The sequence below is a fragment of the Amycolatopsis sp. La24 genome (genome assembly GCF_029087445.1).
Lineage (GTDB): Bacteria > Actinomycetota > Actinomycetes > Mycobacteriales > Pseudonocardiaceae > Amycolatopsis > Amycolatopsis nivea.
Map to the genome: position 1 here is coordinate 1 of NZ_JARACH010000096.1, position 23,771 is coordinate 23,771.

Sequence of the window (23,771 nt, forward strand, 5' to 3'; positions counted from 1 at the left end):
GTGGGGCACCCCGAAGCTTGATTGTGCTGACGGTCTGGGGTGGCTTGTCAAGGCGGGAAAGATGCCTTGACAAGCCACCCCAGACCGCAGGAGAGCTTCGTATCGGGGTGCGGGGGAGGGGCTGGGTGCCTCGCTCGTTGGGTGCATCGGTGCGGGGGCGTAGCTGGTTGGGGGACCCAGGGGCGGGGGTCTCAGTCCATATTGGACTGTGGGGTCACCGTGCGGCGGAAAGTACCAGTTCTTGATAGTTGCGCAACGCCTCTTGCCAGGAATCCAGTTCCAGTTTTTCGTTCGCTGCGTGCATTTCGCGTGGGTCTCCTGGTCCCCAGATCACGATCGGGGCTCCGGCCACCGATCCGGCCAATGCTGAGGCGTCGGTGAAGTAGGTGGCGGCTGGAGCGGTGACTTGGTCGGAGAGCGCGTCCGGCAGGCGTGGGGTCCGGACGGCGGGCAGGTCGAGATCCACCTCGGTACTGATTGCCGGATCGAGCGAAGACGCCCAGGCGATCGCGGGCGCTCCTCCGTCTACGGTGCGCACGTCCAGCGTCAGAACTGCCGCAGCGGGAACGATATTCGTCGCGGTTCCGCCCTCGAAGGTGCCGACGTTGACGGTCTCCTTGCCCAGATAGTCCTCAGTGGACAGCGGAAACGAGTCGAGCGCACCCAGGGCCCGGTCGGCGAGTAGTTGGATCGCGTTGCGGCCGAGGTGCGGTGTGGACCCGTGAGCGGCTTTGCCGGACGCGGCGAGGCGCAGCCACGTGGCTCCGCGATGGCCGAGCGAGACGCGGTTTTGCGTTGCCTCGGGTACTACGACGATCTGCGGCGTCAGCTCCAGCGAGCTTGCGGCCTCCGCCGCGCCGCGGCAGCCGATTTCTTCGTCGCTCGTGATCAGGACTTGTGCGTCGGCACCGGCTTCCGCGGCGGTGCGCAACGCTTCCAGGGCGGCTACCAGGCCGCCCTTCATGTCGACGCTGCCTCGGCCGTGCAGGTACTTCTCGTCGGTGTCCGCGGAGAACGGGGTGCGGTCCCACAGATCGGGGGAGCCGACCGGGACGGTGTCGATGTGGCATACGAACAGTGGCCCGCTGCCCGATCCGGTGCCGAGCAGTACCCACGGGCGGCCGGTGGTGGAACGTTGCAGCACGCGTACGCCCGCAATAGCCGTGGCGTAGGAGGTCGCCAGTTCCTGGGCGGCGGCCTGTGCGGCGTTGCTGCCGGAGGTGGTGTCTTGGCGCACGAGGTCGCGCAGCAGGTCAAGGGCGTCGTCGGTCATGCGGAGTACTCCCGGGTCGATTCGCGGACGACTAGCTGCATCGAGAGCACGTGGTCGGCGGGGCTGTCCCCGGCCGCGAGGCGGGTGATCTCGTCGACTGCTTTGCGGGCCATCTGCTCGGTCGGTTGCGCAACGGTCGTCAGGCGCGGCGAGGTCCATTCGCCGAGGGTGATGCCGTCGCAGCCGATCACCGACAGGTCCCCTGGCACCGCGACCCCGGCGCGGCGGGCGGCTTCGAGCAGGCCTACCGCGGCGATGTCGCTGGCGGTGAACACCGCGGTCGGCTCCGCGCCGGCTCGCGCCATGTGCGCGAAGAAGTTCATGCCGAACGCCGAACTGAACGTGCCGCGCACGATCATCGCCTCGTCGGCCTCGATCCCGTGCGCCTTCAGCGCCGCGCGGTACCCGGCCTCGCGCTGGTCGGCCGTCCGCAGCCCGGCCGGGCCGCCGACGTGGGCGATGCGCCGGTGGCCCTGGGAGATCAGGTGGGTGGTCGCCTGGTACGCGCCGCCGAAGCTGTTCGCGGTGATGTGCGCGATCCTCGGTCCGGCGGCTTCGACGTACTTGTCGAGGAAGACCACCGGGAAATCGCCCGCCAGCCGGCCCGCGAAGGCCTCGTTGGTGCTGTTCATCCCCAAATAAATCAGCCCGCCCACGTCCGGCACCCGCATCAGGCGCTCGACGCTGGCGCGCTCCCGAGACGGCGACGAGCCGGTGAGGGCGGTGAACACGTCGATGCCGTCCGTCGCGGCGGCGTCGGCCACCGCGTCCGCCAGCGTGGAGAAATACGGGTTGTCCAGCGACGGGACCACCAGGCCGAGGCTGAGCCCGGTCACCTGTTTCTGGACGGGCGGATGCCCTTCGGCGGACAGTGCGGCATCGATGCGCCGGGCCGTCTCGGAGGCGACGTTGAGCTCGCCCCGGACGTACCTCGACACCGTCGACACCGCCACCCCGGCCTCTCGGGCCACCTTCGCCAGCGACATCCGGCTCCTCCCCGTTCGAGCGTTGACGGCGACTGCAACCGCATCCTATATTGGCCTTGTTGCGCTATGTTGCGCAACACACGCTAAAGCTTTCGCCCGAAGGAGTCGTCGATGGTCAAGGTCCTGCTAGCCGGGGAGTCGTGGGTCAGTGCGACGATCGACCACAAGGGATACAACCCGTTCGCGCACACGCAGGTGGAGATCGGGTGCGAGCGGCTGCTGGCGGTGCTGGCGGCGGAAGGGGTCGAGGTGACTCACCTGCGTTCGCACGACGTGGCCGAGAAGTTCCCGCAGACGCTGGAGGAACTCGGGGCCTACGACGTCGTGCTGCTCTCCGACGTCGGCTCCAACACGCTGCTGCTGCACCCGGACACGTTCACCCGCGGCCGCCCGACGCCCAACCGGCTCAAGCTGCTGCGCGAGTGGGTCCGGGGCGGCGGCGGCCTGATGATGGCGGGCGGCTACCTGAGCTTCCAGGGTTTCGAGGGCAAGGCCAACTACCACCGGACGCCGATCGAGGAGATCCTCCCGGTCGACATCGACCCGTTCGACGACCGCGTCGAGACCCCGGAGGGCGTCCGCGCCCAGGTCGTGCAGTCCGGCCACCCGGTGGTCGCCGGTCTCGATCAGGAATGGCCGATCCTGCTGGGCTACCAGCACACCACGCTGAAGCCGGACGCCGAACTGCTCGCCACCGTCGAGGGCGACGTCATGCTGGCCGCGCGGCGGTTCGGCGAGGGCCGCACCCTCGCGTTCACCTCGGACATCTCCCCGCACTGGGCTCCGGAGGAGTTCATGAGCTGGGACGGCTACCGCAAGCTCTTCGCCCAGGCGCTGACCTGGCTCGCCGGACGCGACAGCTGAGCCGCGCGCACTCGGGATCAAGGAGGATTCGATGAGTACGTCACCCACCCGGCGCGCGACCTCGGTCGTCGTGCTGACGATCGCGACCGTCTTCGCCGGCATGCTCGGCCCGTTGCAGTCGCTGGTCAACGGACATCTCGGCACCGAACTCGGCGACGGGCACGCCGCCGCGCTGGTGTCCTTCGGCACCGGCCTGGTGCTGATGCTGGTCATCGTGCTGGCGCGGGCCCGGACGCGCGCCGCGTTCTTCCGGCTGCCGGGTCAGCTCGTACGCGGCGAGATCCCGCGGTGGAACTTCTTCGCGGGCCTGTGCGGCGCGGTGATCGTGCTCTCCGAAGGCGTGACGGTGGGCTTCCTCGGCGTGGCGATCTTCCAGACCTCGCTGATCTCCGGCATGGTCATCTCCGGCGTGGTGTGCGACCGGCTCGGCATCGGCGTCCCGTTCAAGCAGGCGATGAGCGCGCCGCGCATCGCCGGGTCGATCCTCGCCATCTGCGCCACGGTGCTGGTCGTGTCCCCGAACTGGTCGGCCCCGCACATGATCGCGCTGGCGATCATGCCGTTCGTCGGCGGCCTGCTCGCCGGCTGGCAGCCCGCGGGCAACTCCGAGATCGGCTTGCTGTCCGGCTCGATGTTCATCTCCATCACCTGGAACTTCCTCATCGGCTTCGTGGCGCTCGGCCTCGTGTACGTCGTGCGGATGGCGGCTTCGGGCGCGCACTTCGCGTTGCCGGGCACGTGGTGGATGTACTTCGGCGGCCGCTCGGCCTGTTGTCGATCGCGCTGATGGCCTTGCTGGTGCGCGGATTGGGCCTGCTGCTGCTGGGGCTGGCCTCCACGGCCGGCCAGCTCATCGGGTCGCTGCTGCTCGAGGTCGTCGCTCCCGCGGCGGGGTCCAGCCTGCACCTGGTCACCGTCCTCGGCGCGCTCGTGGCACTGGCGGCCGCGGCGATCGCGATGATTCCGTCCCGGCACACGGCCGAACCGGCGGTCCTCGCCCAGCCCGCCGAGGTGCATCGTGGCTGAGGTGCGCGGCGTCCTCGGTGCGGTCGAGGCGGCGGACCTCGGGCTGGTGCTGCCGCACGAGCACCTCTTCAACGACCTGTCCTCCGCCGTCGCCGAACCCTCCTACGCCTCCACTCGGCGGCTCAACCAAGCCGTCGCCGCCGCCCGGCTCGGCGCGGACGTCGCGGTGATCGGATGCGTCGGCCAGGACGAGGACGGCGACGAGTACCTGAAAGCCCTCGTCGCCGAGGGCGCGGACGTCACCCACGTGCGAAGGTCGCCGCTGCCCACCGGCCGGGCCGCGATCACCGTCGACGCGGAGGGCGTCAACTCGATCGTCGTCGTGGCCGGGGCGAACGCCGACATCCCCGCAGCAGCGGCCGAAGCGGCGATCGACGCGATGCCAGGACTTCGAGTCGCGGTAGGCCAGTTGGAGGCGGCGGCCGACGCGACGGAACGGGCGTTCGCGGCTGCTCGCGCACGCGGGGTGCTGACGGTGCTCAACACCGCGCCCGCCGCCGACGTGGCCGGGAAGCTGCTGCCGTTCAGCGATGTGGTGGTGTCGAACGAAATCGAGTTCCGGCAGCTCACCGGCCAAGATCCCTTCGACAGCAACGGGTTGCAACGCGGCAGCGCTGACCTGTTCGCGACGGGCTGCCGCTGGGTGATCGTGACGCTGGGGGCGGAGGGGTGCGCGGTGCTCGACGCGTCGTCGTCCGCGCATGTCGCTGCCGTTGCGGTCCGGGCGGTCGACACCACGGCCGCGGGAGATTCGTTTGTCGGGGCGCTTGCTGCGCGACTCGCCGAGATCCCCGGTGAGCCGACGACCGAGGATGTGGTGGCGGCCTGTGGTTTCGCAGCGAAAGTAGCCGCGGTCGTGGTGACGCGGCATGGGGCGCATCCTTCGCTGCCGACTCTGGCGGAGGTGGTCGAGGTGTGACGCTGCGGCTTCCTGGCCGGGAAGCAGTTGCCGGTGAGTGGCCTCGGATTCGTTCTACGGCAACGGTGTGGCAATGATCAACGGCGACGGTGTGGCCATGCTGAACCGGTCGCCGATGGATGCCGAGGGCCGCGCGGTGCTCGGCGCGTGACCGGGCGGCATCCTGCTTGATGCGCTTGCCGCCGAGCCCGGCTGAGGCATTCCGCACCCGCGCGAGGCGGAAGTTCCTTGCCCCGCAAGGAAAGGCCGCCCCGCGTGCGGGACGGCCTTCCTCCGGTGCAGGGTCAGCTCACGGTCAGCGCCGTGTCGTCGAGGCAGAAGGACGTCTGCAGGCTCGAGTCTTCGGTGCCGGTGAAGGTGAGCGTCACCGTCTGGCCGGCGTACGCCGACATGTCAACGGTGCGCAGCTGGTATCCGTTCGCCTGGTTCAGGTTCGAGTACGTGGCGAGCGTGGTCGACCCAGCCTTGACGGTGAGCTTGTCGTACGCCGTCGAGGTGGTCGTCTCGGCGGTGTCGACGTGCAGGTAGTAGCTCAGCGTCGCGTGGCAGCCCGAGGGGATGGTCACCGACTGGGAGACCGTGTCGGTGTGCGCGCTGCCGTAGCCGTCGAGGTAGGCGAGGTAGCTGCCGCTGTGCGGGGGTTCGCCGTTGGACGACGTGCTGACGACTCCGCTGGTCGCGGTCCACGGGCTGGTGCCGTTCTCGAAGCCGGGGTTGCCCAGCTTCTGGCCGGAGCAGGTGCCGCCGCCGGTCGGGGCGATCGTCCAGCTGAACGTGGTGGAACCGGTGTCGCCGGAGGAGTCCTTGGCGGTCGCGGTCACCGAGTACGTGCCCGCGGTGGTCGGCGTGCCGGAGATCAGGCCGCCGGAGCTGATCGACAGTCCGGCGGGCAGGCCGGTAGCGGTCCAGGTGTAGCCGCCGCTGCCGCCGGACGCGGAGAGCTGCAGTTTCGCCGCGGTGCCGACGACGCCGTTCTGGCTGCCCGGGTTGTTCGCCGTGACGCCGCCGCTCGGGGTGCCCGCGGTGAAGGCCGCGGTGCCGTTCGGGGTGCCGAGACCGGTCGGGCCGTCCCAGCCCGGGCCGGCCTTGCACTGCACCGAGGACGAGCAGCTGCCGTTGCTGCCGGAGGTCACGTCGTTGAGGTTGCCGGTGTGCGAGTACGGGTAGGCGGCGGGGGTGTCGGACGCGCCGGGCGTGCCGGCGAGGGCGTAGACCGAGGCGATGATCGGGGCGGACGCGCTGGTGCCGCCGTACACGGCCCAGCCGCTGCCGCCGTAGGTCTGGTACACCGCGACGCCGGTCTGCGGGTCGGCCACCGCCGAGACGTCGGCGACCGCGCGCTTGCTGCAAGCGGTCGTCACGTTCTGGAAGGCGGGCTTGGTCACGTAGCCCGAGCAGCCGCTGCCCGCGCCGCTCCACGCGGTTTCGCCCCAGCCGCGGGCGCTGCTGTTGCGGGTCAGCGAGGTGCCGCCGACCGCGGTCACGTACTGCGACGAGGCCGGGTAGCTGATGCCGTAGCCGTTGTCGCCGGTGCTCGCGGTGATCGCGACGCCGGGGTGGTGGAAGTAGCTCGAGTCGGAGGAGGGTTCGGAGCCGTCCTCGCCGCCGCCGTAGCTGTTCGAGACGTACTTCGCGCCCATCGACACGGCGGTGTTCACCGCGGTGCCGAGATCGGCCATGCTCGGCTGGTTCGCTTCGACGAGCAGAATGTGGCAATTCGGGCAGATCGCCGAAACCATGTCGACGTCGAGCGAGATTTCGCCCGCCCAGCCCGAATCGGCGGACGGAAGCGGACTGGTTTGCCCGTTTTCGTTGACTTTCTTGAAACAGCCGTTCGCGGTGGTGCAGGGCGGGAGCCCGTAAGTGGAGCGGTAGCTCGCGAGGTCCGATTCAGCGTTCGGGTCGTCGTTGGAGTCGACGATGGCCACCGTCGCCGAGGCGCTGCCCGCGGCGGTGAGGTTGTAGGCGGAGCGCAGGTCCGCGGGGCCGAACCCGCTGGGCAGCGCGCCGGGGGAGAGCAGCGCGCGCATGGTGTCGGTCTGGCGTTCGGCGAAACACGTGACCATGCCGGGCTTCGTCTTCTCGGCGCAGACGCGGGCGGTCGGATGCGCCGCGGCGGGCGCGGCCACGGCGGGCAGGGCCGGGGCGGTCAAGGCCAAGGCCGCGAAACCGGCCATGGCAAGGATTCTTCGGGCTGAACGGGACACGATCCCTCCCAGGGAATTTCCTGCGAACGGCGTCGGGCCATTCGGTGCCCCGTTGTCTACAGTTCGTTCAGCCCTGGCGGTGACGCGCTGGTGCCAGTGGCGCAATGGTGTCGGCAAGCCCGGTGGAGGTGCCTCCGAATGGTTCCCGAAGCAATCGGCCATCTCCTGACGCTCGGGCTCAAAGCGGACGAAGCAGAAATCTATCTCGACCTACTTTCGTCGGGACCGGTTCCGCCTGATCGGCTAGCGCACGAGACCGGCCGCGACCCCGGCGAAGTGCGCCGCGTGCTGACCGTGCTCGCCGGGATCGGACTGGCCGGCCCGGTCGACGGCCCCGGTTCGCCGATGTCCGCACTGCGCCCGGAACCGGTGCTGGAAGTGCTGAGCAGGCAACGCGAGGCAGAGTTGGCCGGAGCTCGCGCGGCGATGACCCGGCTGTACGAGCAGTACCGAAGACATGCGGTGCGTTACGACGCCGACTCGATGATCGAGGTGGTCAGCGGAACCACTGCCGCCGAACGGGTGCAGCAACTGGAACGAGCGGCGCGGAAGGAGGTCCGCGGCCTGGACTCGCCGCCGTACTACGCCGACGCGGACGCCAACGAGATCGAACTCGAGAACCTGGCCCGCGGCGTCCGCTACCGCGCCGTCTATGGGCGGCTCGCGCTGGAACGCCCTGAGTACGTCGAGGAAAACATCCTGCCCTGCGGCAAACGCGGCGAGGAGGCCCGGGTGCTGCCCGAGGTCCCAGTGAAACTGCTGATCGTCGACGACTGCGCAGCCCTGTCCGGCGCGGACCGCACTGTCCTCCTCATCCGCTCGTGCGGCCTGTTCGACGCACTGGCCGGCTTGTTCGACATGTGCTGGCAAGTCGCGCTGCCGCTAGGCCTCGCCGACGACACCTCCGGCCCGGAGATCCGCCCCAGCGAACGACGGCTGCTGGCATTGCTCGCAGCCGGCCTCACCGACGACCAGGTCGCCCGGGTGCTCGGCGTGAGCAGGCGGACGATGTTCCGGTACCTCGAGAACCTGATGGCTCGCACGGGCGCGGCGAACCGGTTCCAGCTCGCCCTGCACGCGACGCGGAACGACTGGCTTTCGGTGGACAGCCAGCCTGGTGCTTCGCCGGTACGGTCGGTGCCGTTGTGAGCTGGGTTGGTTCCGGGTGGGGCTGAGCGGACGCGATCGGCTGCGCGGTTCGGTGTATTGGTGAGCCGGGCGGCTCGTGTGCAGGGTGAACCGCCTTCGGCTCGCCTTGCACGCACCCGCAACGGATGGTTTTCGGTTGGTCTCCTCCGTGCTTCGTCGGTGTGGTCTCGGTTGGGCTGAATGGACGCCGAGGTAGCGCGCGGTTGGCGTGCTGGGGAGCCGGTTGGTGCGTGTGTGCGGTGAACCGTTTTCGGGTCGCTCGCGGTCCGCAAGGGCGGGCTTTCGGGTCGGGTTGAATGGACGCCAAGGTGGCGTGCGGTTGGCGTGTTGGGGAGCCGGTTGGTGCGTGTGTGCGGTGAACCGTTTTCGGCTCGCGCGCGGTCCGCAAGGGCGGGCTTTCGGGTCGGGTTGAATGGACGCCAAGGTGGCGTGCGGTTGGCGTGCTGGGGAGCCAGTCGGCCCGTGCGGGCGGTGAACCGTTTCCGGCTCGCTCTGCACACGGTCCGCAACGACTGGCTTTCGGGTTGAATGGCAGCAAGATTGCGCGCGGTCGGCGTGCTGGGAAGCCGGTTGGCGCGTGCGGGCGGCGAACCGCGTTCGACGCGCCCCGCACAGCGACTTGCAACCGGCTGGCTTTCGGCGGACAGCCAGCCCGGCACCTTGCCTCGCCACGGCCGGTCCCGCTCCGATCGGAACGCGCCCTGATTACACCGATGCGATTGCCGCCGAACAGTTTTCCCGCTCAAGCAGCGGCCCCTCGGCGCGAATCACCAGCACCCGGCCGACGTCTGGCAGACGCAGCTCACCCCTCTCCGTCCGCGAGCGCCGGGAAGGCCTGCCGTAGCTCCGCGAACAGCACGCCGTGCCGTCCATAGCCGAAAGCCACCGCGGCTGACCAGAGCGCCTCGAAGGCCGCGGCGAGCGGGTCCGGTTCCCGAGCGGAGAACAGCGCCGGAAAAGCCATCGCTTGCTGCAGGCAGTTGTCGTTCCTTCCGTCCGGCGACGTGGCCAACGTGCGCGGGACCCGTTCGTCAGTGAGCAGTACGTTCCACGCTTGCCGGTCGTCGTCGAAGGGCGGTGGCAGCGGGTCCCCCCGCTCCATTGCCGCCAGCGCGGGGACTATCCACTCGACCTCGGTCAGCTGCGCCTCGGCGTACGCGCGCCTGACTGTCCACCGGGCGACCTGCCGCTGGATCGCCGGGTCCCTCTCCGCGAGCGCGTCGGCCAACGGCCGGTCCAGCTTCGCCACACTCAGCGCGTGGCCCCGCAATTGACGCAGCCGTTCGATCGGCAGGCTTCCGCCCCACTCCCGTATCTCGGCTTCGAGGCGCGCTTCCGCGGTGGCTTGTTCTCGTTGCCGCCGGGCGCGGCGCCGGGTTTCGGCTTTCTCCTCCGGAGTCTGGGGCGGCGGTGTTTCCCTGGCGACCCCATGCCAGTAGGCGGCCGCCGCGCTGGTCTGTTTGATCACCCGGTCCGGTTCCGGCGGACCCGGCCAGAACTGCAGCAGATAGCGGTCAGGCTCGAACTCCTCGCCCTCCGGGATGCCCAGCCGGTGCGCCTCGTCCATCCGGCTGCCGCTGTAGCGGACCCGATATCCGGTGGCCGGAAGATCGAGCGGCCAGGGTTTCTCGCCGTTCAAGCCGACCAGTGCGGTTTCGCCCCGCGGCCGGAACGGCGCCTCGACGATGTCTTCCCATGTTTCGTCCACGGGCGGGGCCTCGTCGTGCAGTTCCGCCCGGAAGCGGACGTAGCCGTGGCTCAGTCCGGTGACCAGTGACAGCGCGCCCGGCACTGCCGCACCGCACAGACCGTTTCGCTGCCCGCCGAAGCATTCGGAAAACCCCGGCAGATCCGGCCAGGTCCGCACATAGAGCTGTCCGTACTCGACTCTGACCTCGCCGCTCATCAACACTCTCATCGCCGTTCCTCCCCAAGTCGGCTGCTGTCCGGCACATCATCGCGCGCACCACCGACAAAAACCGGGGCCCCGGCGGGAACCCGAGCGGGTGAACCAGTTCTGGTCAGCCCATGATCTCCCGCACGCTGTCAGCCAGCAGCCGAAGGCACCCCGGCGCACCAGGATTGAGCAGCAGATCAACCCCGTCGTAGTCGTTCAGCAAACGGAGCAGATCAACAGGACCAGCCGGACGCCAACCGGCGGCGCGTACTCGGCGGCGGTGCGCCGGGGCGGTCGTGACGAGCAGGCAAGGGATGTTGTCCGGCGACGGCGCGACGAGCGGAGACTCATCGGTGTCCACAGCGACCGCGAAGGCCGATTCGCGGAAGACGGTGGCGAGTTGGTCGAAGTCCGCCTCGCCGCGCGCGGTCAGGCGGAGCACGGCGTCCAGCGGGTCGGTCGGGGAGTCTTCCGCGGACGGTTCGTAGGACGGGTTGGGCTCGAAGCGGCTGACGGACCCGTCCTCGCGCGCGAGCCAGCCGCCGACCACGGCCTCCGGCGGCGGGGCCTCGCTGCCGTCGGCCGTCCACGCTGGGTCGACCAGCAGCACCCACTGGTCCTCGGACATCGCTGGCGCCTCCTTCGCGTCCGATGAATCTACCGGGCGGGCTTCACTCATGGCTGGGACTTCCTTCCGCCAGTTCGGCCAGTTCAGCGGCCTGGCGAGCGGACGCCGCGCGTTCCTCCGCCTGGTACCGGCGGATGGCCGCGGCCGTATGCCAACGGTCCAGCCAGCCCAGCCCGACGACGCTCAGCCGGTGCGGCCTCGGTCGCGTCCTCGGGCCGTCGAGGGCATCCCGCAGCGCAGTGCGGAACGCAGCCGCGGACAGATCCTCCGCGGCCAGTTTCCGGACGACAGCGGCCAGGTCTCGGGCGTAACCGTCGGGGTTCGGGCGGTCGGCGAGCCGGGTGAGTTCTTCGAGCAGCAAGGTCCGGCCGCCGGGGGCGCTCAGGACGGCGTCCAGGGTGCCGTGCCGTTCCAGGACCTCGACTGCCTCCGCGATTCGGGTGACGTCCGCGCCGTCTCGGGTCGCTTGGGCGAGGTTGGAGAGCACTCCGGCGGCGTCCGGCTTGCCCAGCAAGGTGTCGGTCACGCCGTGCAGATGGAGGACGGCGTGCTGCTCGGCCAGGTCGGTGTGTCGCGGGGACAGCGCGGCGAGTTCGCGGGCGGCGGTCCAGATCAGGTCCGGTCGTTCGTGCCGCGCGACGTCCTCGGCGAGGGCGGCCGCCGATTCGCCGCGGCCGAGTTCCGCGAGGACCCAGCCGAGCAGTTTGGCGGTGCCGTCCCGGTCGCTCAGCGGGATCGGCCCGGCCGGCGGCGTCGGACGGAACCACCAGCGGTGCGTGGCGGTGCGTACCAGTTCTTCGATCATCAGATCCGCGTCGGGGGTGCCGCTGAGCAAACGGTCCGCAGTCGGGTGTTCGCCCGCGGGCAGCCGGACGGCGTCGGCTGGACGGTCTGTGCCATCAGTACGCAACTGTTCGGTGAAGTTTCGGATCGCTGTTGCGTCAGTGGTCAAGAAGGACGATCCATTAGGGACGGACACATCGGACGGTCCGTAGTGGACCCCCACGGTACGGCCGTCAGGTGTCCATGGCCGAGGTGTCGCGGGTGCGGGGGAGTCGTCCAGGCCGCGGAAAACCCTCGGCGTTGGCGTGCCAGTCGACATACCCGGGCCGAAAGCGATCCTGACTTGACCGTCCCCCTCGGACACTCGGATCTTCACCGGGACGCGGTCCAGCACGTCGGAACCCAAGGCGTCGGCGAGCTTCCCGGCGAATTCGCGCGCCGCGGCGGTGGCGTGTGCTCGGCCGTTCGGTCCGGTTCCGGTGACCTCGACCGGCGGGACTGGGCCGTCCGTCGAACGCAGGCGGGAGATCAGGTTATCCAGCGGCGTATCTGCCACCAGGACGGCGTCTGCGGCTTGCATCGTCGCGCCGCGCTGGACCTCGCCGAGGTGGTAGTGCACGCGGCTGTCGTCGACGGTCAGCAGCGCGCGGGCAGCGGGCGGGAGCGAAACGTCGTGCACCTTGCCGGTGTAACTGCTGCGGTCGGTCACGGTGCGGACGAGGGCGGACAGCTCCGGGTTCGCCGCGATATAGGACAACGCGGCGTGCCACACCAGATCTGGGTCGGCGTGCCGGCGCACCGCGGGTTCGACCGCGGTCAGATGCAGGTCGCCGTCCCGGTTGTGCAGGCCGCGCACCAGCGTTTGGATCACGCGCTGGGTCAGCTCCAGCGTCTCGAACCGGTCCGCCAGCGGGGCCGGATCGCCCTGCGGCGGCAGGAGCCAGCTGTGGTCGCTGTTCATCCGGATCTCCGTCATGCCCGGGAGTTCGAGCGCGGAACTCAGGCCGATCCGCCGGGCCGTTTCGGTCATCGCGACCGGGCCGGAACGGTACATCACCGACTGCCGGTGCACCCGGCCCATCGGCGTGGCGAAGAATCCCTGGCCGAGCGAGTCCACCTCGCGCGGCATCAGATTCGCTTGCGTCTGCCCGTAGTTGTCCCGCAGCTGGTCCAAATAGGACGCGGCGAACGGGTGTCCTTTCGACATGGTGAACGCCGAGTTCGCGATGTTCCCGCCGACCCGGTGCACCGCGTAACCGGCGTCGGACTCAGCGGCGCGGACGACGTCGTCCAGGCCGTGCACGACATTGTCGCCGTCGGTGTAGAGACCGCCGAACCGGTGCATCAGCTCCAGCCGCAGGATGTCGCTCGCCGCTGCGAAACCCGGACCGGTCTGTTTGGCCACTTCGGACAGATAGAACTCCTGTGTCCGCATGGGATGCTCGCTGGTGAACACCTCGTCCACATTGACCAGTTGGACGCGGTGCTCGCTGGCCCAGCGCAGCAGGTCCCGGACGTCGTGCAGCGGATCCGGGCCCTCCTCCGGGGCGGTGGTGGTCAGAGCCAGTTCGGTTTGCCAGCGCGGGACGTCCGTCCACAGTACGGGGACGATGCCGTCGCCGAGCCGGTCCGCCGCGTCGCCGAAGTTGCGGCGGAAGGCGTGCATGGTGCCGGTGTCCTTGAGCGGTCCGCCCAGCCAGATCGAGTGCATCAGCAAGGGGGTGGACGTCGTCTTGGCGAGCGGTTCGACGTTGCCCGGCGCCCAAGCGGACAGTTTCTCTTCCGGTCGTTCCTTCTCGAGGGTCCAGTCGCGATTGTCGTCCAGGTTGGCGGGATCGAAGTGTTCGCTGCTCAGCTGGTAGCCCTTGGCGAGGTCCAGCAGGTCCAGGAAGCTGATGCCCTGTCCGGCGGTGAGGGGCCGGAAGTCGTGTCCGCGCAGGAATTCCGGCGGTTCCGGGGCGCGGTACAGGCCGAACAGGTCTGGTCCCAGCAACGGCGCCGGCGCCGGACCGTTGACCGCGGTCTGCCGAAGGTCTGCCACGAGATCCTCGGGCGAGGAGTAGCGGGCTTCCTCGACGGGCGGCGCACTGTCTGTTGTGGACTGGACTGGAGAATCGCCGAAGGTGCGGAAATGACCGCCGTCGGTGACTGTGGTGAAGCCGTCCTTAGCGCCGATGGCCTTGCCGAGCGTTGCCGAATCCCGGCCGAACAACGCAGGCTTGGTCGGCGCGTGCACTGTGGACGGACCTCCGAGTTCGCTGAGTGCTCGCTGGAAGTCGTGGGCCAGGCCGCCTGGTCCCTCGGTCTGGCCGGTGCTGCACGCGATGAGCGTGACCGAATGGGACTGCGCCAGCGGAGCGGCCTGCGCGACGATCCGGGCGAACGTATCGCCGTCGACTCGCACAGTCTTGCCGCCCAGCAAAGTCACCTTGACCGACTGTTCGCGTCCGTGGGCGAAAACGAAGAGGGAGTCGTCGTCCCACGGCGCCGCGGTGTGGTCGGCCCACTCGCCGAACCGGCGGCCGGACAGTTCCGGCGTGGCCCCGTTCGCGTTGGCCTGCTTCAGAAGCGGATCGAACTTTTCCGGCGTCGCGCCTTCCGGAAGGGTGCTGACCGTACCGGAATTGTTGGCTACCCAGTCTCGTTCGACGCTTTCGGTGTGCTCGTTCGCCGGGAGGAACGAGACAGCACGAACCCGGCCGGAGCCATCGGTGATCTGGCGTACCTGAATGTCGTGCGGGTCGAAGCTGTACGGCCGGTCGGTGTCAGTGTCCAAACCGGACACTGTGTCATTCGCTTCAACAGTGCCTTCGTGATGTTCTTCGACAGTGTTCTCCGCCGGACGCGGCCAGGTGTGCGCGTTGATCTGGCTGTCCACATCGGACTTGGCCTGCCACCATTTCCGCAGCGCCTCGTCGGCTTTGTCGCGGGCTTCCTGGATCCGGTTGGCCGCGTCGTCCTGCCGCGCCGAGTGGTCGGTGTGATTGTTGCGGTACTCGTCCAGCACAGCCAGGATTTCCGCGGCGCGGTCCTGCGCGGCCTGCCGCTGCTGGACCAGGTTCGCCTGCTCGTTCCGGATCTGCTGGACCTGCCGTTGCGCGTCCCAGGCCCTCGCGACCAGATCGCTTTGCTCGACAGAACCCGGTTCCTCGCCGAGAGCCAGCGACAGAAGCTGCTCGTCGAGTTCGTTGAGCCGGGTGATCTCGTCATTGCCCGCGCGCAAGGCTTGGCCCACGTCACGAGCTTCGTTTTGCGCCGTCTGCACGGATTGCCGCATTTGCTGCACGGGATTGCCGTCGACCGGGAGGTGCAGCCCGCGTGCGCCGTCGGTCGTAGTGCGGACGTTGTCGTTTTCGGACAGCCACGCATCGTCGTAGTCGCGCTGCGCCTTTTCGAGTTCCTCTTCCGCCGTGCGCCAATCCTCGGCGGCTTTCTTCACCGCGTCCTGCGCCGAGGTGAGCGTCTCCGGCAAGGGCTGGCCGAGCGACTGTTCCAGGTCCGTTTCGCTCATCCGCGTCCGCGACGACTGCGGCACCCGCACCTCGACCGCCGCGGTCTTGCCGTCGACCGTCGCGACGATCCGGTACTCGACGTCGAACCCGACCAGCCCGGTCCGGCCCTTGTCCTTGCCGACGACGGACCGCTGCGCCGCGGCGGTGCTGGACGTCGGATCGCTTTGCCCGACCGGGCCGCGCACGTCGAGCCCGCCCCAGGCATGCGTGTTCCGGCCCGGGTCGGTGATGCCGCCGGTGCCGATATTGCCCTGCTGTTCGCCGGTGACCGTTTCCTTGGCCTCGCCGGTGAAAGTGGATCCGGATTGGTCCGAACGCTCCAATTTGACCGAATCGCTCAGTCCGGTCAGATCCGGTTTCACCACGCGGGTGTAGACCTTCACCGAGGCGTGGCTGCTGCCGGTTACCGCGGAGGAATGCAGATCCGGGGTCGCGAACGGTTTGCCGACCATGTTCGGCAGATGCGCTTGCAGCGTTTCGTTGGTGATTGAAGACGAGAGCGTGTTGTGCGCGCCGGTGCCGGGCCCGGTGAGGCCGTTGCCCGCGCCGGCGAGCCGCAGCGCGCGGATGGCGCCGGCCCGCACGTCCGCGGCGCCGCGGATCCCTTCCACGGTCGAAGACTTCGGCAGGGGGCCGAAACCTTCCTGCTGCCACGCTTGGAGACGGTCCGGAGTGGACTCCGCGGCGCTGAGTTCGGTCGTCCGCGATCCGTACAGTTTGGTGTGGTACTGCTCGTCGCCGGAGATCCGGTGGTCGTCCGCGGACGACCGCGACGTCACGGTCGCCTCCTGCGAAGCGACCGGGTAGGTGCGCCCGTCCCGGGCGACGACCAGCTCGAACTGGACCTGGTGCTGATACCTCGCCGACGGTCCGCTCGAGGAGGAGGTCAACGCGGTGGTCGTGGTCTTGGCCTCGACGGTCTGGTCGGTCTTCGCGCGCGTCCCGGTAGCGCCCAGGTACGCGCCGTCGTAGCCGCTGACCTTGGGCTGGCTGTCCTGGAACAGACCGCGGCCCGCGCCTCGTACTTGCCCACCGTAGGACGAGCCGTGGCCGGAATTCTTTTTGTCCGTCTGAGTCGAGTTGACGACGTGGTCGACCTCGCTGCCGTCGTGCTTCACGCCCAGGAACTGCGTGTCGAGGATCTTCGCTTTGAGCTGCAATTGGTAATTGTCGGTCCAGAGCACGCCCGCGTCTTGTGCCAGCAAGGACACGCCGCCGTCGAGCGCACTGTCCACAAGGGACGTGACCGCTTCTGGGGACGCGGTGTCGAGCGTCCGCTGGAGGTTGTTCATCGAATCGTTCAGTACCGATTTCGGCAGGAGCCTGTCGCCGAGTTTGCCGAGCTGTTGCCGGGCGTCCTGCACCAGCTTCGTCAGGTTGGGCGCGTCTTCCAGCACCGCCGAGCCGAGCGAACTGGACTTGCCGCCTACCAGCGGCGGAGCCGAAAGTTTTCCGGGCGCCGGGGTGCGCGGTTCGACCGGCGGCAGCAACCCTTCCGCGCGTGCCTCGTCCTCGGTCATCGCCACGAAGACCGAACCTGGCAGATGAACGTTCGCGCCCGCGCGCGAGATCGATCCGTTGACCAGGCCTTCCTGGCGGCTTTCCGCGATCAGCCGGACGTTCGAATCGTACTGCACCAGCACGGTGCGACTGTCCGAAGAGGACCGGTTGGTGTGGTCGATGCTCGCGGTGATCTCCTGGGACGAACCGGAGCTGCGCTGCCACGGGCTCCATTTCGCGGTGCCGAAGAACTGGCCCTGGCCGTGGGTGTCGCTGCCCGGCGGCCGGATGGTGAGGCCGAGTTGCACGTTGGCTTCGACGGATTGCTTGTGCGTGCCTTCGTAACTGGCTTTCGAGCCGCCGGAAAACGTCCGGTCGCCGCCGCCGGTTTCCGAAACCGCGACGAGCTTCGGATTGCTCAGCGAGACGCCCACGCCGAGGCCGCCGACTCGGTCCGCGACGCGGCGGTCGTAGCGGAATCCGTTCGCGGTACCGCCCTGTTTGAGCAGCTTCGGCGTGAGGCCGCGGAAGTTTTCCGGGGAGAACATCCGGTCCACGCGGGCGCGCGCTTCGCTGCCCGGCAGGCCGAGCACCGCGTCGCCGCCGGCCGCGCGCTGGAGCTGGCGCAGCGCCTCGTCCCGCAGCGCCTCGGTGTTCGCAAACGCTTCCACGTGCAGGAACTTCGGCGGCGTCTGGTTCTGCTGCTGGGTCAGCAGGTCGTCGATGCTCGGGGTTTCGTTCGGCGACATCGAGACGACGCCCGGCTCGCCCGGCTTGAATTCGGCCGGATCCTTGGTGAGCGCGGCCCCGTCGTTGATCCACAAGTCGACTTTGCCGTCGATCTTCGGCAGGCCGGGATCGCCGGTTTTGGCCACTGTGGACACCTTCGGCGTGACCCGGAACGGCGAGCCGGGCGTCAGCCGCCGCACCCACGGCCGGTGGCGGGTGTAGCTGGTGATCTCGACCTCGAACTCGACGTCGTGCTCGAAGACCTGCGAATCCGGGCTGCCGCCCTTGCCGGTCGTCGTGGTCACCGTCGGGCCGCCGGAGTTCTTCCAGGTCCGGTTGTCCGAGTACTGCAGCGGGCTGACGGTCGGGCTGATGCCGAGGTTCGCGCCGGCACTGGCGCCCGGAATGATCACGCGGCCTTCGAGCCCGACCGACCAGCCTCGTTCGGTGGTGGTCGCGCTGGTCAGCGAGGGGCTGGTTTCGTTGCTGTTCTTGACCGAGCGGCCGTCCGCCTGACCGAGGTGACGGCCAGGTCCCGGCTTCGCCTTCACCGTGACGTTGATGTACTCGTCGGTGAACAGCCCGCGCCGCTTCAACTGCGCTGAAACGCCTTGCGTGAACAGACTGTCCATTTTGCCCCGCAGCGAGGCGACCGAGAACGTGGAGGCGATCTTCCGCAGGTTCGCGAACCGCTCGGAGATGTCCCGGCTGGAGCCCTGGTTGTCGCCCTGGAATTTGTCCCAGCGGGGCAGGAACTTGTCCGCACCAGGCAGGTTCCGCAGCGCGTTTTCGATCTGCGGCTGGACGCGGGTCGCCGGTTCGAACGATCCGGGCCGCGCCGTGCCCGCCGCCATGGCCGCCGCGAGATAGGGCGGTTCGTAGCGCGCGCCGACGTCCTTGAACTTCGGCGAGGTGTTCTTCGGTACCGGAAGTCCCTGGGCTTTCGCCTCGGGCAAGCCCATTCGCGTGTACGAAGTGGCTTGGATCGTGGTCGTTTCCCCGGTTGAGGTGGTGACCTCGAGGTCGACGGTGACCTTGTACAGGCCGATGTCGCCCTTCGCGTTCACTGTGGACTTGTTGGTGAAGCTAGTGCCGCTTGTGGACTGTTGGTTGACTTTCCGGGAATAACTGCCGCTGACCCCGCCGACGCCGCCGACCGTCCCAGGTACATAGGAACCGCCGCCGAAGATCGCATTGACCTCGCCGCCGTATTTCGACGAGACGGTGGTGCTTCCGCCGTTTACCGAGGAATCGTTGAAGCGCAGTTCGCTGTCGCCAGGGATTGTGCCGAGGTATTCGACCTTCGTCGGCCGCGCCGCCAGCTGTACCGCGTCACGGTGGGCACCGTGCGGGCTGAGCAGGTCGTTCGACACCACCGGACTGCCCTGCATCGCGGTGCCGAGCATGCTGCGCACCCCGCCGCGGCTGAGGAATTCCCGCAACGAGGTACGGCCCGGGGCGCCGAATTTGGTCACCGACGGATGCAGGTTCTTGCTCACCTGATCGAAGAGCGCGTTCTCGTCGAAGTCGACCGCTTCCGGCGAAAGGAATTCGATCTTCTTGGCCCAGTCCGGCTTCGGCTCCGCGGGCCCGACCGTTGGTTCCTGCTTCAGGTTGGACAGGTCGGTGGAGAGGACGAGTCCAACTTGTCCGTCCACTGTGGAGCCAACCAGGCCGCCGGTTTCGTTGCGGACCGTGATGCGGTAGGTGACCGGAGCGTCGGCCCGTTGCATGTCGCCCGCGGTGCGGATCACCCGCTGGTCGGTCCCGGTCGTGGTGCCGGTGTGTTCCGCGGACGGGCTGGCGAGCTGCGCGGTGCCGCCGACGGACGCGTACGGCCCGGCCGGGAACAATGCGAAGTACGAGGATCCGACGACCTTCGCGGTGGTGTCGGTGTTCGGGCTTGCGTGGGTGGTCTTGACCTCGTTCTTGACGTCGCCGATGGTCGGTTGCGGGAGTTTCGTGATCTGGTCGGCGTTGACGGAGCTGAAGTCCGGCTCCGCGGTGACGTGCACCTCGTACCATTTCTCGCCGGCGCGCACCATTTGCTTGCGGCCGTCGCCCATAAAGGACTCGAATTCAGGACCGGACAGGGAGCCGGTAATTGCGTCGATGCCGTGTATTTGCGGCGGGTTCTGCTGCTTCGGGTTGAGGCGCTGGATCAGGTTTTCGATACTCGTGCCGACGTCCTTGGCGCCGCGGACGTCGACCGGGACCACGGAGCCGAGCGCTTTGCCGTCGCGGACGAACTCGGGCAGCCGGTCGGCGAGGGGACGGGTGTCGGGCTCCTCCTCGGATTGCTCGTCCGCTACGAGTACGGCGTCCTGCTGGTTCTGGTTTTGCTCCGCTGTGTTCGTGGGGGCGTTGTGGTCTGGCCCGGGCTGAGCGTGGTCCTGGTTCGGTGTTTGGCTGTCGGGTTGCGGGGCCTTGATAGGGGTGTGCAGGTTCGGCCTGCCGTCCGGATCCGGCTCCGAGCGGTGGTCGTCCTGGTGCGGCGTCGGGTTCGGCGCGGGGGCGTCGCCGAGGTGGTGGTCGCGGATGTTCGCGGTGTTCGAGACCTGCTCGATCTGCGCGAGGTTGCCCGGGTTGAGCCGCGAATCGTGCCACGCGTCCGGCCCCATTACGCCAGGCTGGTCCTGGCGGTTGAAGAGCATTTCGTCGTTCTTGTAGCCGTCGCCGAGGCCGATGAAGTGCATCAGCTCGTGCGTGACGCCGAAGGGCGAGTCGTGGACGTCCCAGTTGAGCTGGTTCGTGTCCGGGGTGTCGGGGTCCACAGTGGAATCATGCAGGTTCACCGGGATCCGGCGGCTGGGATCGGCCTGCCAGCCGGTGTCGTCCGGGTGGATGTCGTCGGCGACGCGGACGTCGAGCCGGAGATGCAACTGGTCGCCGCCGGGCAGCCGGGACGACTGGTTGACCCAGTCCTCGAGATGCTGCCGCAGGTCCTGGACGAATTGCTCTCGCTGCTGCGGCGTGACCGACCCGGAATGCGAGGTCAGGTCGATCGGAATGGTGTGCTCGCGCACCCACTGGCCCGGTGCGATCTCGAACCGCCGCACGTCGAACCTGATGTGCGCCATCGCCCCGGCGAGCTGCCCACCCTTGAGCCCGTCGCGGTTTCCGGTGAATTGCCCGGCGATCTTCTTGATCGGATCGAACCGCTCCGAGGAAAACCGCGTGACCGGCGCAGTGTCGCGACGACCGTTCCAATCCTTCGGCCCGGGCAGCGTCTTCGGGTTCGGCTTCGGCGTTTCCTTTGCCTGCCCGTTGTTTTTGGGTGCAGCAGCGGGAGTCTGCGTGTTCGCCGGACGATTGCCGCTGAGATTGTCGACCAGCGCTTGCCGGGTGGCGAGCGTCAGGTCGGCGAGCTTCTTGCCGTCCTCGACGTTCTCCTTCATGCCTTTGACCAGCGACATGCGCTCGTTCTTGGGCAGATTCGCGACAACCTCGGAAAACACCTCCGGCCGGTTCGGATTCGGCCCGCTCGGAGTGATCCCGTGGAACGCGGCTTTCGCGGCGATCTTCGCCAGATTGGGATCGAGCGTCGTGTGGTTGCCGAGATAGTGGCCGAGGAGGTCGGACCACGTCGTTTCGTTGGCGTGGCTTTGAGTCAGTGCGGTGATCCCGTTCGGATCGGTGCCGACCTTGCTCGCGATCCGGGTGCCGTTGGTCTGGATGGCAAGATCGGACGAGAACTTCGCGATCGCCGTCGGATGGTCGCTGTATTGCCAGCTCGGATTGCGTTGCGACAGCACTGAATCGACCAGACCCTGGCCTTCTTTGGCTCCGTAATCGAAATTCCCCGTGTTCGGATTCTTGGTGCCAAAAGTCGCGTCGTTCTCGAGCCTGTTGCCCTCCATCCGGACAAAAGTGTTCGGCTCCGGGAAGTAAACCGCCCGAGAATCGACCCCGGCGAGCGCCTGCCGGACGTCGAGATCCAGTTGCGCCGCGCGATTCGCGAGATCCCCGTCCTCGGGCCGGACGTTGTACCCGCCGCTGATCACCTCGGGCGGCCCTTCGGGGTTCTGCTGGACCACGGTATTGACCGCGTCGAACAGCGGCCCGGTGCGGGTGTTGAAGGAGTGGACGTCGGCGTCGCCGGTGTGCAGGTAGACCTCGTTGGTCCCGCCCGCTTCGCGGATTTGCCCGACGAGCTGTTCGGTGACCGGATTCCGGACCATCGTTTCGCGGATGCCGCCGTACGGGATGGTCTTCTGGTCGATGTTCGGGTTGCTCGGGTGTTTCCAAGTGAATCCGATAATCGCTACCGGGAAGCGGTTGTCCCAGGTATTCTGGAATTGCTGGATTTTCTGGTTGATCGCTTGTTCCGAGCCTGGTGTGCCGTTGATCCCGATGACCAGGCCGAACCGTCCGTCGGCGGAGTTCCCGGTGAACCCGCCTGCGTACTTTTCGGCGATGGTCTGGAGATTGTCGTCCGGAGTCGCGGCGACGGTGGCCACGACGCCGATGCTGTCCTGGTTGTTCTCGTTGCGAGTGCCGAGGTTGCCGATGATGCCGGTTTCGTGCACGACGGTGAACTTGAAGTTCTTGAGGTGCTGAGCGAAGTCGCCCTTGCCGCCGGTGATAGGCGGCTGCTTGCCGGCATTCGGCCCCGGGCCGGTGGCGGGGGTCGGCTTTTTCGGTGCTGCGACTGGGGTGTGGAGGTTGCTGCTTTGGGGTGTTGTCGCGGGCTTTTTGGGCGCTGCGACTGGGGTGTGGAGGTTGGGGCTCTCGGGTGTTGCCGCGGGCCTCTTGGGTGACGCGACTGGAGTGTGAAGGTCCCGGCGCGGCGTGGTGTTGTCGCGGGAGCGCGGGGCCGGAGTGGGCTTCGTGCCGATCGGCTTCGCCGGGTTCGGCGGTTGGTTGTTGTTGGCGTCGTCCGGAGTCGGCTGGGGCTGCGCAGAGCTGGTGGAATTCGAGCCGGGTTTCGGTGATGTGGCTGCGCGCGGATTCACGGCCGGCGCCGGGTTGGCGGACGGCTTCGGTTCGGAAGCTGGCTTCGCAGGCGGGTTCGGGCTGGAATCGGTGACCGGGTCACCGGTGGGATTGGCGGAGCGGTCAGGGCTTGGACTGCCGGGAGCGTTCGGCCTCGAGCTGGGTTCGGCAGCGGGGTTAGTGCCTGTCTTCGGATCCGGGTTGGTGGTCAGGTTCGGGCCCGGAGACGGTGCCAGGTTCGGATTGCTGGCCGGGTCCGGCCGGGTAGCCGGGCTCGGGTTGGCGGCCGGGTCCGGGTGTGCAGTCGGGCTCGGGTTGGTGGCCGGATGGGGATTGGTGCGGGTGCCCAGGTTGCCAGCGTTGTTCGGGTTTGTGGCGGGGCTGGGCTTGGTCGCCGGAGATGGGTCGGAGTTAGTGGCGGGATGCGAATCGGTGCCCGGGTTGGGAGTGACGTTCGGGTTGGGAGACGGGGTGAGATTCAGATCCGCGGCGGGGCTGGGCTTCGCTGCCAGATCCGGGCTGGGGGCCGGGCTTGGGCTGGGGTTGGTGGCCGGATTGCTGTGGGCGCTCGGGTCGGCGGTGGGGCTCGGGTCCGGGGTGGGGCTCGGCTTGGTCGTCGGCTCCGGGCCGGGGGCAGGGCTCGAGACGGGTTTCGCGGCTGGGTTCGGATCGGTGCTGGAGCCCGGGTTGGTTGCCGGGTTGAGGTTGCCGGTCGTCGGGCCGGTGACCGAGGTCCGGACGGGGCTCGGTTCGGTTGCGGGGTTCGAGCCGTCGACGGTGGTTTTCGGGGAGGGGCTTGGGGTGGAGTCGATGCCCTTGACGCTGGTTGACGTCGGCGGAGGCACCGGCTTGGTCTGCTGGGCGGTCGCCGGGTCCGGGTTGGTGCTGGTGGAACTCGGGCTGGTGTTCGGGGTGCGGACGGAGTCAGGTGACGAGTTCGTCTCGGGGCCATGCTGAGCGGACGGGGCCGGGGAGGCGGTGACGTTCGGGCCGGGCGACGAGCTTGAAGAAGCGTTGGTCGAGGGAACCGGGCCGGTGTGGCCGGACGGGTCGGGGGCGGTGTCCGGACCGGGGCGGGGCGTCGGGTTCGAAGAGCCGTTCGCCTGGCTGGTGTCGGTGACGGAGTGCGGGGACGCGTTCTGGCCGCCGAAGCCGGGGAGGCCGGTGTCGTGGTGCGGGGTGGGCGTGTGGGTGGCGCCGGTCGCGGGCGGCGAGACAGGGTGGCCGCTCGGTGATGGGCTGGTGGCGGGGTTGGCCGGTGAATCCGCCGTCGAGGGGGTCGAGTCTCGCGGCCCGGCGGGGGTGGCTGTGGACGGTGGCGGGGTGGGGGTCCCGGTCTTGACCGAGTCCGGCGTGAGATCGG

The 23,771-nt window shown here is 68.5% G+C and carries 12 protein-coding genes and 1 pseudogene; 7 read left to right on the forward strand and 6 right to left on the reverse strand.

Annotation, left to right across the window (positions count from 1 at the left end; genetic code table 11):
- Positions 1-214: 214 nt before the first annotated feature.
- On the reverse strand, positions 215-1,273 hold the full coding sequence (locus tag PUT80_RS43960) for a M20/M25/M40 family metallo-hydrolase (protein ID WP_275295672.1): 1,059 nt from the start codon (positions 1,271-1,273) through the stop codon (positions 215-217).
- The gene (locus PUT80_RS43965) at positions 1,270-2,259 is read right to left on the reverse strand and encodes a LacI family DNA-binding transcriptional regulator (RefSeq protein ID WP_037812660.1); all 990 of its coding nucleotides are present in this window, start codon (positions 2,257-2,259) and stop codon (positions 1,270-1,272) included. Before PUT80_RS43965 ends, PUT80_RS43960 begins: the two co-directional genes overlap by 4 nt.
- 111 nt (positions 2,260-2,370) lie before the next feature.
- Here PUT80_RS43965 and PUT80_RS43970 point away from each other — a divergent pair, with 111 nt between their 5' ends.
- Genes PUT80_RS43970 through PUT80_RS43985 form a run of 4 tightly spaced genes read left to right on the forward strand, consistent with a single transcriptional unit; the run spans position 2,371 to position 5,068 of the window.
- Entirely contained in the window at positions 2,371-3,123 is a 753-nt protein-coding gene (locus PUT80_RS43970; RefSeq protein ID WP_275295673.1) for a glutamine amidotransferase, read from the forward strand.
- A 31-nt stretch (positions 3,124-3,154) separates the two neighbouring features.
- A complete protein-coding gene (locus tag PUT80_RS43975; RefSeq protein WP_275295674.1) occupies positions 3,155-3,910 on the forward strand; it encodes a DMT family transporter in 756 nt (251 codons plus the stop codon).
- A complete protein-coding gene (locus PUT80_RS43980; protein ID WP_275295675.1) occupies positions 3,910-4,149 on the forward strand; it encodes a hypothetical protein in 240 nt (79 codons plus the stop codon). Before PUT80_RS43975 ends, PUT80_RS43980 begins: the two co-directional genes overlap by 1 nt.
- Positions 4,142-5,068: a PfkB family carbohydrate kinase gene (locus tag PUT80_RS43985; RefSeq protein ID WP_275295676.1), complete on the forward strand. Its 927-nt coding sequence runs from the start codon at positions 4,142-4,144 to the stop codon at positions 5,066-5,068. The genes PUT80_RS43980 and PUT80_RS43985 overlap by 8 nt, the downstream gene beginning before the upstream one ends.
- Before the next feature lie 284 nt (positions 5,069-5,352).
- Here PUT80_RS43985 and PUT80_RS43990 read toward each other — a convergent pair whose 3' ends face one another.
- Positions 5,353-7,245 (reverse strand): putative Ig domain-containing protein, encoded by a 1,893-nt coding sequence (locus PUT80_RS43990; RefSeq protein ID WP_275295677.1) that lies wholly within the window; start codon positions 7,243-7,245, stop codon positions 5,353-5,355.
- Positions 7,246-7,413: 168 nt separating this feature from the next.
- Between PUT80_RS43990 and PUT80_RS43995 the strand changes: the two genes are divergently transcribed.
- Positions 7,414-8,424 carry a helix-turn-helix domain-containing protein gene (locus PUT80_RS43995; protein WP_037812648.1) on the forward strand — a complete coding sequence of 337 codons (1,011 nt, stop codon included), beginning with the start codon at positions 7,414-7,416 and terminating at the stop codon, positions 8,422-8,424.
- An 802-nt stretch (positions 8,425-9,226) separates the two neighbouring features.
- Here the strand turns inward: PUT80_RS43995 and PUT80_RS44000 are convergent.
- The 3 genes from PUT80_RS44000 to PUT80_RS44010 form a co-directional block, all read right to left on the reverse strand.
- Positions 9,227-10,342 (reverse strand): hypothetical protein, encoded by a 1,116-nt coding sequence (locus tag PUT80_RS44000; protein ID WP_275295678.1) that lies wholly within the window; start codon positions 10,340-10,342, stop codon positions 9,227-9,229.
- A gap of 103 nt (positions 10,343-10,445) precedes the next feature.
- On the reverse strand, positions 10,446-10,949 hold the full coding sequence (locus PUT80_RS44005; protein WP_275295679.1) for a type VII secretion system-associated protein: 504 nt from the start codon (positions 10,947-10,949) through the stop codon (positions 10,446-10,448).
- A gap of 43 nt (positions 10,950-10,992) precedes the next feature.
- The gene (locus tag PUT80_RS44010; protein ID WP_275295680.1) at positions 10,993-22,002 is read right to left on the reverse strand and encodes a hypothetical protein; all 11,010 of its coding nucleotides are present in this window, start codon (positions 22,000-22,002) and stop codon (positions 10,993-10,995) included.
- Between the two features lie 877 nt (positions 22,003-22,879).
- Between PUT80_RS44010 and PUT80_RS44015 the strand changes: the two genes are divergently transcribed.
- Together PUT80_RS44015 and PUT80_RS44020 are read left to right on the forward strand one after the other, a co-directional pair.
- Positions 22,880-23,365 (forward strand): hypothetical protein, encoded by a 486-nt coding sequence (locus PUT80_RS44015; RefSeq protein WP_275295681.1) that lies wholly within the window; start codon positions 22,880-22,882, stop codon positions 23,363-23,365.
- A 21-nt stretch (positions 23,366-23,386) separates the two neighbouring features.
- Positions 23,387-23,771 (forward strand): annotated as a pseudogene (locus PUT80_RS44020) (hypothetical protein); the annotation flags it as partial.